Annotated in this window: 11 protein-coding genes; 4 read left to right on the top strand and 7 right to left on the bottom strand. The window is 49.8% G+C overall.

Going from position 1 to position 10,866, the window contains the following annotated elements:
- Positions 1–22: 22 nt before the first annotated feature.
- Both IPK30_08275 and IPK30_08270 read left to right on the top strand, forming a co-directional pair.
- On the top strand, positions 23–670 hold the full coding sequence (locus IPK30_08275) for an Hpt domain-containing protein (protein MBK8103265.1): 648 nt from the start codon (positions 23–25) through the stop codon (positions 668–670).
- An 84-nt stretch (positions 671–754) separates the two neighbouring features.
- Positions 755–2,935, top strand: coding sequence for a chemotaxis protein CheW (locus tag IPK30_08270; GenBank protein MBK8103264.1), 2,181 nt, complete (start codon positions 755–757; stop codon positions 2,933–2,935).
- Between the two features lie 9 nt (positions 2,936–2,944).
- On the opposite strand, the gene IPK30_08265 is transcribed toward IPK30_08270, so the two are convergent.
- The 5 genes from IPK30_08265 to IPK30_08245 form a co-directional block, all read right to left on the bottom strand.
- Positions 2,945–3,862 (bottom strand): HD domain-containing protein, encoded by a 918-nt coding sequence (locus IPK30_08265; protein ID MBK8103263.1) that lies wholly within the window; start codon positions 3,860–3,862, stop codon positions 2,945–2,947.
- Between the two features lie 120 nt (positions 3,863–3,982).
- Positions 3,983–4,693, bottom strand: coding sequence for a phosphoribosylaminoimidazolesuccinocarboxamide synthase (gene purC / locus IPK30_08260; GenBank protein MBK8103262.1), 711 nt, complete (start codon positions 4,691–4,693; stop codon positions 3,983–3,985).
- 2 nt (positions 4,694–4,695) lie between these two features.
- A complete protein-coding gene (locus IPK30_08255) occupies positions 4,696–5,499 on the bottom strand; it encodes an MBL fold metallo-hydrolase (protein ID MBK8103261.1) in 804 nt (267 codons plus the stop codon).
- A complete protein-coding gene (gene bamC, locus IPK30_08250; protein MBK8103260.1) occupies positions 5,499–6,491 on the bottom strand; it encodes an outer membrane protein assembly factor BamC in 993 nt (330 codons plus the stop codon). The genes IPK30_08255 and bamC overlap by 1 nt, the downstream gene beginning before the upstream one ends.
- A gap of 32 nt (positions 6,492–6,523) precedes the next feature.
- Positions 6,524–7,399: a 4-hydroxy-tetrahydrodipicolinate synthase gene (locus tag IPK30_08245; protein MBK8103259.1), complete on the bottom strand. Its 876-nt coding sequence runs from the start codon at positions 7,397–7,399 to the stop codon at positions 6,524–6,526.
- Between the two features lie 164 nt (positions 7,400–7,563).
- Here IPK30_08245 and IPK30_08240 point away from each other — a divergent pair, with 164 nt between their 5' ends.
- Positions 7,564–8,175 (top strand): class I SAM-dependent methyltransferase, encoded by a 612-nt coding sequence (locus IPK30_08240; protein MBK8103258.1) that lies wholly within the window; start codon positions 7,564–7,566, stop codon positions 8,173–8,175.
- Positions 8,176–8,194: 19 nt separating this feature from the next.
- Here the strand turns inward: IPK30_08240 and genX are convergent, their stop codons facing one another.
- Entirely contained in the window at positions 8,195–9,136 is a 942-nt protein-coding gene (genX, locus tag IPK30_08235; GenBank protein ID MBK8103257.1) for an EF-P lysine aminoacylase GenX, read from the bottom strand.
- Positions 9,137–9,211: 75 nt separating this feature from the next.
- Positions 9,212–9,781 (bottom strand): elongation factor P, encoded by a 570-nt coding sequence (gene efp / locus IPK30_08230; protein MBK8103256.1) that lies wholly within the window; start codon positions 9,779–9,781, stop codon positions 9,212–9,214.
- 57 nt (positions 9,782–9,838) lie between these two features.
- On the opposite strand from efp, the gene epmB reads away from it, so the two are divergent.
- On the top strand, positions 9,839–10,840 hold the full coding sequence (epmB, locus tag IPK30_08225; GenBank protein MBK8103255.1) for an EF-P beta-lysylation protein EpmB: 1,002 nt from the start codon (positions 9,839–9,841) through the stop codon (positions 10,838–10,840).
- The last annotated feature ends 26 nt before the right edge of the window (positions 10,841–10,866 follow it).

Below are 10,866 nucleotides of genomic sequence, written 5' to 3'. Positions count from 1 at the left end.
CTATGCCCATTACATATTTGATATGAAAAACAACGACCTCTGGCAAGCCTTCTTTACAGAAGTATCCGAACAACTCGACAACCTTGAGCAGATACTTGCGGCCAATAATGCCGAGGCACACGCCGATATCCATCAACTGTTTCGCGATTTTCACACAATAAAAAGTAGCTGCGCGATGATGGAATTTTACAGCATGGAAAAAGTTGCGCATGCCAGCGAAGATTATTTGGACCTCGTGCGCAAAGGGAGGACCGCATTAGATGCATCAACCATTAACACTCTACTGGAAGGTATAGACTGGCTCAAATCGCAGTTGCAACAAATGCGGAATACCGGCAACACGCCGCCAGAAAATTCAGAATTAGTCGCGCGGTTGCACGAACTCTCACAAGGCTTTTCAACCATCGCAGAACCCGAGGAGCAGGATAACAACGAAGAATCATCACCAGCAGGCTTTTTCACAGAAGTACAACTGAGCACCGATGAATTGCACGAATTTGCCTCTGCCTGTTCAGAAGAATTAGTCACCGGTCTCACCCCCAGTCAAGACCCTGCGAAAGTTAAACGCTCGCTCAACAAATTGGTAAGCATTAGCAACCTGCTGGGCTTTACAGCTATTGCATCATTGTTGCGCAAGTACATCACAGCAACCAATGCCTTGGATCAATGACTAGCCGCCAACCTTGCCGCTGAAATCCTTAACCGCATTGCTCTCTTTGAAAATCACTACGGCGTTAATTGCGGCACAGCAATCTTGCACACCGCCTACTTCGACGCCATGTTTGTCAACTTTACGCAGTTATCTGGAAGATTAGACTACCTATTAGACTTAATCGAAGAAAACCCTGATGCAGCAGACTCTCTTGAAGCCGGCGAATCACTACTGAAACACCTCACTATCAATGCAGAACTGTTTGGGCACTTACAACTAGCGACTTTGTTTCGCTACATTTTACAAATTCTACGCCACATAAAACGCAACGAAATTCCTGATAAACGCACGGCTTTTTACGCAATAAGGCGTGCTGCCGATATTTCCTTTACTGAAGAAATGCAAGCAGGCGAGTCATCTTCCGCCGCACAAACATTAAAAAACAGAATCGCCGAATTAGATGACAGCATTGCACAAGCCATGCTGGGAAGCATTAGCGCCAGCACCAAACAAAATCTTGCCGATAGTCTATCTGTTGCACCAGCCGTTATTAAAAATCTATCGAGCAAAGCTGTCGTTGATCTGGATGGCGCACTTAATACTGGAAAAACCATTTCCGAAGTCGGCATAGTCGCCGATTGCTCCAATGAAATACTAGAGTCCATCCTATCTGCCATCAAAACAACAAGCAGGATCATTCACAGCTACTCCATATTTCACAACCGCGACGAAAACCTTACAACAAAGGACCAATTTGTTTTTATCGTCATACCAGAAATAGACCTATCAACACTTTCTTCTTCCATCTACACAGCTGATCCAGCAAAACAGTTTTCATCAATCAGAGATATTCGCCTACAAAAAGACAACAAAACTACGCAGACAACAGAAAAAAAATCCAGTACCGAACCAGATATAAAACTAACTCCATCATCCAGTGCCACTCTGCGCATTGAAAGCTCCACGCTAGAAAATCTTATGACACAAACCGGTGAATTGCTGATGGCGCACAACACCCTGTCTCATGAAATAAGAGATACATCCATAGAACAAGCCATAAGCAAAGGGAAAAAGTGGCTATCTAGCTACAAGAATGGAGCGTTTACTCCTAGCGACATGGAAACCATGCGCTCCACGCTGAACACCCTACAACAAGCACAAAATAAAATTTCCGCAAGTCACGAAAAATTACGCGCATCGCTGGATGCGATGCAAAACCGCATCTTAGATTTACGCGTAATTCCCATCGCCGCCGTATTTAATCGCATCCCTCAACTTGTGCAAAAAATGGCGGATACGCAGGGGAAAAAAATCAACCTATCTGTTGAGGGGTCTGATGTTCGCATTGATAAAGGCATGGTGGATATCCTGATGGAACCACTCATTCACCTTGTCAGAAACTGTATCGACCACGGCATAGAACCACCCAGCGAACGCAATGCCGCCGGGAAAAACGACACTGCCGCACTTGTACTATCTGCTTCGCAAGAAGGCAGCACACTCCTGTTGGAAATTGCCGACGATGGGCGCGGCATGAACTTATCAAAAATTCGCGAGAGCGGCATCCGCAAAGGGTTTATCCAGCCTAGCGATGTACTAACTGACCAAGAAATTTGCCAGCTAATTTTTCTACCTGGGTTTTCTACCGCAGAAACCATCACGGAGACATCAGGGCGCGGGGTAGGCATGGATGTGGTGATCACACGCATCCAACATATTGGTGGCAATATTGATGTACAAACCACGCAGGGAGCTGGCACGCATTTCACCATGACGCTCCCACTATCCGCTGCACTACAAGATGTCGTCATCGCACAAAATAATGGCAACACCTACGCCGTTGCACAAACACGGGTGCTAGAAGTTCTTTCTGCCAACGACTGCATTATTCAGAGCATCATGGGGCAGTCCGCTATCCTATTGCGTGACACAGTTATTCCTCTTTTTTACCTTGAGGACCTCGCTATGGCACGCGGCACTCGCATCGACTCACACAATCAGGCACTGCGGTTTCAGCCTATAAACGAGAGCGCCACGACGCCAATTCTTATTCTTGGCCAGACGAAAAATAAATTTGGTGTCTGTGTTGACCGTATTGTAGGAAGAGAAAATGTTTTTGTCCGAGAGCTGCATCGTGATTTACGCAACATCCCCTCTATTAGCGGAGCCGCCGTGCGTAGCAACGGCGAACTAGCATTCATTTTGAACAATAACTTTTTACAGCAATACGCACAAAACAATGCGCTTTCTTGGATAAATCGCGCAGAAGAAAGGATTAACTAAAAAAATCCTTTACACTCTACGCTGCAATCGATACAAACGCTTTTCTTCTAACAATGTCTGTAAATATGTGCAGTTTTTTTCCAAACCCAACATATATAGATTTTCGCCATCAAAAAACTGTTCTGCGTAACGGTATACCGCGCCAAACAATTTATTTAATCGACTGTCCACGGTTACCCGCATAAATTCTGGCGTTTGATTCAGCAAATCTGCGGGCGACTCAAAAGGCTGACCATCTGTACTTTTGGGTGCTGGCACATTGCCGATACGGAACTCGTTATACAAGCTGTCACGACAGCGTTCCAGATAAGCGCGATCTGACATCTGCGCAATCAAATCGCCCGTACCCAACAAACAGCCGAGCATATGGTCGCGCGCCTCTTTCATACGCACGATTTTTTCATAGCCGGTGTAATGCAATAGCTGACGCATGCGTGGCACCCAGCTCGCGTGACCAATTTCAGGCAAATAACGCGCTAGAAAGCGCACACCACGCGTAACATGCGTTTTGGTGTACTCCGCACCGTGCTTATGACGCGTATCCTTCACATGCCGCAAATAACCAATATCGTGATACAGCGCCGCAATAATCCCCATTTGCACGCGCTCAACGCCCAACACATCCTGCGTATTGGCATGTACACGCTCGTATCCAATCAGCAAACGCGTTACAGCAAGAGTTACATCCAGAATGTGGCGCAAATCGTGGTAGTCCGTATCACATGCATGGTAATTAGACACCTCACCACGATACATCCGCGCCACATTCGTAAATGCGGTCTCAATTACGGCGAAAGCTTCCACTGAAAAATGTGAGACAAACGCGGCACGCACCGCATCGCAGACATCGACCGGATTATCAATACAAACCGTGTGACTAATATCGTAGCTAGCAGGCTGTTTTGCCTTGGGTTCTGTCTGCTGCATTCTCTGTTCCATTGGAGTGCGTCACATGTATGCTGCTCACCGGCCGCCTGATTATAGTCAGGGCAGCCATTCCTTCTGTGAGTTTTTTACCATTTTGCCAAGCGGTTAACAATTTCTTTATTACAAGGGCGCACCAATGCGTTGCGCCACTTGCTCATAGGCCTCAATGACATTGCCCAAGTCCTGACGAAAGCGATCTTTGTCCATCTTTTCACCAGTGGTTTTATCCCATAGACGGCAACCATCCGGGCTGAACTCATCACCCAAAGTCAGCTCGCCTTTGAATAAACCAAACTCCAACTTGCTGTCTACCAGCACCATACCACCGGCTAGGAAAATCTCTTTCAAGATCTGGTTCACGCGAAAAGTCATGGCCTTCATCGCCTCCACTTGCTCGCGCGTCGCCCATCCAAAAGTTTCGATATGCGATTCATTGATCATAGGATCGCCGAGTGAGTCATCTTTCAGAAAGAATTCAAAAGTAGGCGGTGACAATTCTTCGCCCTCTTTAATTCCTAAACGACGACACATACTGCCCGCTGCACGATTGCGCACTACACACTCCACCGGCAGCATGGTCAGCTTTTTCACCACACATTCCTGATCATTCAGCAAGTTCTCAAAGTGCGTAGGAATACCCGCCGCTTGCAACTTTTGCATGATGAATGCATTGAATTTATTGTTCACCATCCCCTTTCGATCCAGCTGCGCCAATTTCTTTCCATCAAACGCAGATGTGTCATTGCGAAACAACAAAATTAAACGATCGGGATCATTGGTGGCATAAACAGTTTTTGCTTTACCTTGGTACAACTCAGCTTGTTTTTCTATGCTCATGAGACATCTCTCGAAGTGTTGCTAATAACATCATTTGTTGACTGACCAATAGCAAGCCAATCAAACCCATTCTCCTGACAAGCAAACAGGACATTGCGTATGCCCTGCAATACTTTCTCCATACTCTGCTGCACGCGCTCCAGCGAGTTATTTTTCTCACTGAGATGCGCAATAACCAAATGCTGCAAACGCGCAGTATCAACCTCCTCCAACAAGCTCGTTGCCTGCGCATTACTCAAATGTCCAAAGCGACCACTCACACGCAACTTTAGTGAAGGCGGGTAATCACTGCGCGCCAACATATCCAGGCAATGATTGCTTTCAAGTAACAGCGCATCACACGCACTGTAGTGCTGTTTTACAAACGGCGTGATCGCACCTATATCAGTCAGCAAACCCAAACAACGATTTTGCCAAGAAAACACAAACTGCACTGGCTCTGCAGCATCATGCGGCACAGCTACCGGCTGCACTGCAATTTCTCCCACCGCAAACGGCGCATGACTGTCGATAATAACGGTGTGCGCCACATCCGCTAAAGCTTTTGATCGCGCCGTGCCTGCGGTCATATACACCGGCAACTGATAGCGATTCGCCAACACCCGCACGCCGCTGCAATGATCACCGTGTTCATGCGTTACTAACACCGCACTCAACTGCTGCGGCTCAATACCCAACTTCGTTAAACGAGCAATTGTTTCTTTCAGTGCGAAACCACAATCCACTAACAACAAGTTATTGCCAGCCTGCACCAAAGTGCCATTGCCGCGACTACCGCTGCCGATGGAGGCGAAACGCATCAGAGTAAGTTGTCCCAGATGTGGCGCAACAACGCATCACTTTCATCTTCTGGCAAAGCTTCGCCGCTGCCATTACGCACCGTTACCTGCACCTTCTCATCACTCATGCGCTGCAACTGCACACGGTAATTCACAGTTTCTTTTTCATCATCATCCACAGCAGTTGAAACAGAAATTAACCACTGCCCCTGCTCGCGATTAGCACTATCGACACGATAGCCATCACTGTTCCGCGAACCACTTACAGAAGCCCATGCACGGCCGTAATCCACCTGCATCAACAACCACGGTCCCGGTCCTTCCACCACACTACCACGAGCAGCTCTATCGCCTATACCTTGTGCCAACATCGACGCTTGTGAGCTGGTATTACTGGCAAGATAGGTCGCCAGCTCTTTAATCATCGACGCTTCGCGTTCTGCGCTTGCAGAACGCTCCGGCCACTCTTGGCTGTATTGTGTCGCAGAAGTTTGCGCCGACATCTGCACCACTTGTATTTCTGTCGAGCGCGGACTCAAACCATTTTGCAGCTGAATGCGGTAACGGTCTTCTGTGCTAGCGGCCTCCAATACGCCAGCACTAGGATTTTGGTCTAGCACCGCAATGCCTTTGGTAGACAAAAAGCTACGCACACCCGGCCATACTGCTTCCGGCGGTCTGCTAACACTAATCCAACGCTGCTCGCCCAATTTCTGAATTTTTATTTGATCTGCTTTCTGTGTCAGTGTTTCAGGGCTGGCAGGTTTCGGCACACGAAACTCCGCTGCCGAATGACCGCTGACATTGCCGGCCTCGGGGATAACAAAGAGCTGACCGATGCGCTCGCCTTTGCTATCGGATGGAATTTTGATCGGCTCCACACTCCGCGCTTTTAAGTAATCATCGCCACGGTCACGAAATATGCCGTCATCACCAAAAAAAAGCCCGCAACCACTCACAGAAAACGCCAACAGAGAAACTGCCACGCTGCTCACTGTTTTTTTAATCAACATACTGTTTTCCTTTTTCAAATCGCGCGCAGATATCACAGCAAACCCGCAGCAATTAAGGCTGTTCTTACTGCATCATGTTGTTTGGCTGACAACACGGTCAACGGCAAGCGAATACCTGATTTAATTTTCCCCATTTGTTCCAACGCCCATTTCACAGGGATAGGATTGGATTCCACAAACATTGCTTTATGCACCGCCATCAGTTCTTCATTGACCGCGCGAGCTTCTTCCGCTTTTCCAGCCAATGCCAGCGCATTCATTTTGGCAACCAGTTTAGGTGCCACATTCGCGGTCACAGAAATATCACCTTTGCCACCGAGTAAAATCAATTCAACTGCTGTTTCATCATCACCAGAGTACACTGCAAAATCGCTAGGTGAACGCTCAATCAATTCACGCGCACGCTCCAAGTTTCCAGTTGCATCTTTAATGCCGCGAATATTGGAAATTTGCGCCAAACGCAGCGTGGTATCCGGCAACATATCGCAAACTGTACGCCCTGGCACGTTGTACAAAATTTGTGGAATAGCCACCGCTTCTGCCACTGCTTTGTGGTGCAGATACAAGCCCTCTTGTGTCGGTTTGTTGTAATACGGCGTGACCAGTAAACACGCATCCACTTTGGCTTCTTTGGCAGCGCGAGTGAGCTCAATTGCCTCCGATGTTGAATTGGCGCCCGTACCGGCAATCACAGGAATGCGCCCACGCACCTGATTCACTGCACTGCGCACAACCGCAATGTGCTCTTCAAAACTCAAGGTGGCAGACTCGCCCGTGGTACCCATCGCGACAATAGCGTGCGTACCCTGCTCAATATGCCACTCGATCAACTCGGCCAGCGCATCCCAATCCAGAGCCCCACTTTCATTCATGGGCGTTACCAGAGCCACCATGCTGCCCGTAATCATCTCAATGTCCCCTAAAAGCCTGCCGCGAAAGAGGGCACATATTAAAGTCGCACCGAGGCTGGCTCAAGGTAAAAAAACAGCCGTGCGCCTTCATAAAAAATAGCGCCTGTATAATGCGCCGCTCCGCCTATTCCTACGCCGTCTTCTCCATTTTCCGAGGCTCTATGCAACTCCCTATCGACATCGACACCATCAAAGGTTTTCTCGACCCCGCAGAAGGCGCGGCGCTCTATCAACACGGCCTAGCAACTGCGCCACTCGGCCCCTGTTTGGAAGTGGGTAGCTACTGCGGCAAATCGACGGTCTACCTCGGCACAGCCGCCAAGCAAGCTGACAACATTGTCTATGCAGTCGATCACCATCGCGGCTCAGAAGAACACCAACTCGGTGAGGAATACCACGACCCCGATTTGTACGATGCTGGCGTCGGTTTGATGGACAGTTTTCGCGAATTTCGCAAAGCCATGCGCGCCGCACAATTAGAAAATCATGTGGTGCCGATTGTTGCGCCGTCCACGGTTGCCGCGCGCCACTGGGCAACGCCATTGGGCATGGTGTTTATCGATGGCGGTCACTCGTGGGAAGCGGCGCTGAACGATTACCGCAGTTGGGTGGCGCATATTCGCGTGGGCGGCATTCTTGCGATTCACGATATTTTTCCTGACCCAACACAGGGCGGACAAGCGCCCTACGATATTTGGAAACTGGCCAAAGCTTCCGGCTTGTTTGAAGAATTGCCGATGGTGAAAACGCTGGGATTGTTTCGCCGCGTTTAATTTTTCACACAACAATTTTCTACACCATAAACGGCATAACTGCGCGGATAGTTTTTTCGCTGCTCGTCACCATCAACAGGCGATCAACACCCAGAGCCACGCCTGCGCAAGCGGGCAAACCCGCTGCCATTGCCGCCAGAAAACGCTCATCCATCTCTGGCACAATTTGCTCGTGCTGTGCGCGCACGGCTTGGTCTTGTTGAAAGCGCTGTCTCAACACATCCGCATTCAATTCTTCTTGATAGCCGTTCGCTATTTCCACACCGTCGATGTACAGCTCAAAACGCGCCGCTACAGTGTTGCCGTACTCGTCCGTTTTTGTTTGTGCCAACGCCGCTTGTGCAGACGGAAACTCCGTCACAAACACCAAACCTTGTAACTGCGGCTCGACCAAATGCGAGAACAACAAATCCAACCAAATAGCGCGCTCATCACTATCAAACGCTGGCGACAATTTTTCTTGCGCACACTGTTTTAATTCAGCAACAGACGCACAGAAAGGATCAACACCCGCATGCTCTAAAAACGCTTGGCGATAGGTTGTATACCGCACTGCACCCGCAACCACTCCACTCACTAACTCGCGCACTTCCTGCATCAAAGCATCCAGATTCCAGCCGATGCGATACCACTCCAACATAGTGAACTCGCGATGGTGGCGCGTAGCCGATTCATCCACGCGAAACACATGCCCCAAGTAATAAATATCGCCACTGCCTGCAGCCAACAGGCGCTTCATATAAAACTCAGGTGAGGTAATCAAACAGCTATCAAAATCTGTGCGCCCTGCAAAACTCACTTGCAAGCTGTCGATATTGGTGTCGGTTACCGCTGTCGCCGTGATAGCAGGCACATCCACTTCCAACACTTTTTTCTCTGCAAAAAAAGCGCGAATAGCCGCCAACAACGCCGCGCGTTTTTGCAACATATCTAGCGAAGCAGAAGGTTTCCAATCAGGCATGAGACGCTCTCAATGCTTCACATAAAAAAAACCGGCCGGAGCCGGTTTTTCGTGCAGCGCAAAACAAATCTGCACTCACTCTTTAGCGCGGCTGAGGTATTCACCCGTACGCGTATCAATTTTGATCAAATCACCCACATTCATAAACAACGGCACTTTTACCACGGCGCCTGTTGCCAATTTCGCCGGCTTGGTGCCGCCGGTGGCGGTATCGCCGCGCAAGCCTGGGTCCGTTTCTACCACTTCCATCACCACATGGTTCGGCGGAGTTACCGCCAAAGGAGAACCGTTGTAGAGCGTGACGATGCAAGTGTCTTGTTCTTTCAACCACAGCGCCGCATCACCAACGGTTGCTTTATTGGCTTGATGTTGCTCGAACGATTCCGGCTCCATGAAATGCCAGTATTCGCCATCGTTGTACAAATACTGCATGTCCGAATCGGACACATCAGCGCCTTCCAATGTGTCGCCCGATTTAAAAGTTTTTTCCAACACGCGACCGGTTTTCAAATTCTTCAATTTCACGCGGTTAAACGCTTGCCCTTTGCCGGGTTTAACATGCTCGTTCTCCAGAATATTGCACGGATCCCCGTCCAGCATCACTTTGAGTCCGCCTTTGAATTCGCTGGTAGAATAGTTCGCCATAAACCCTCGCTGTCGCAACAAACAGGCCTGAAAAACAAGCCCAAAAAAAGAGGCGCAATGATACCCGTTTCCCATGCAGCCTGTCAGGATTGGCAAAGCCTTTTGCGTACAGCGATCAGCGATCCCGCCGTTTTATGCCAGCGCCTTGCGCTGCCGACAGCCGAGTCTTCCGCTATCGCACTAGCCTGCCAAAATTTCCCCCTGCGCGTGCCGGAACCCTACTTAGAACGCATCGAAATCGGCAACTCGCAAGATCCCTTGCTACTGCAAGTTTTGCCGCAAACGGCTGAGCTGTTAGAGCAGCCAGGGTTTGTCAGCGATCCGCTGGACGAAAGCGCGCACAACCCTGTTCCCGGTCTCGTGCATAAATATGGCTCCCGCGTGCTGCTCATTAGCACCAGTCTGTGCGCGGTGCATTGCCGCTACTGTTTCCGCCGTGAATTTCCCTATCAGGACAACCGCAATAGCCGTTTGGAATGGCAGCAAGCCCTCCACTACATTCGCCTACACACCGAGTTGAACGAGGTCATTTTGTCGGGCGGCGACCCGCTCTCGCTGCCTGACAAACAGCTCGCGTGGCTGACCGAGCATATCGCAGCCATCCCGCATATCACTCGTCTGCGCATCCACACGCGCCTGCCGGTGGTCATTCCCCAGCGCCTCACCGACAGCCTACTGCACACCCTCAGCAACAGCCGCCTGCAAACCGTGATGGTGCTGCACTGCAACCACCTCAACGAGGTAGATACCGCTGTTGCCGACGCCATTGGCAGACTGCGCCGAGCGGGGATTACTGTGCTCAACCAATCCGTACTGCTGGCAAACATCAACGACAACGCCGACACGCTAGCCGATTTGAGCGAACGCTTGTTCGCCGCGGGTTGCCTGCCCTACTACCTGCATGTGCTGGACAAAGTAAATGGCAGCCATCACTTTGCCTTGGACGATCAGCGAGCTGTTGCCATTCACCGTGAGCTGCAAGCGCTACTGCCGGGTTTTCTGGTACCGCGCCTAGTGCGCGAAAACGCAGGGGAGCCCTCGAAGTCTTGGCTGGTCTAAACGAAGCGTTGGCTTTTCCTTTAATC

Source organism: Cellvibrionales bacterium, assembly GCA_016713115.1.
Taxonomy (GTDB): domain Bacteria; phylum Pseudomonadota; class Gammaproteobacteria; order Pseudomonadales; family UBA7239; genus UBA7239.
The sequence above is the reverse complement of the archived record's forward strand: the minus strand, read 5'-3'. Positions and strand labels throughout refer to the sequence as shown.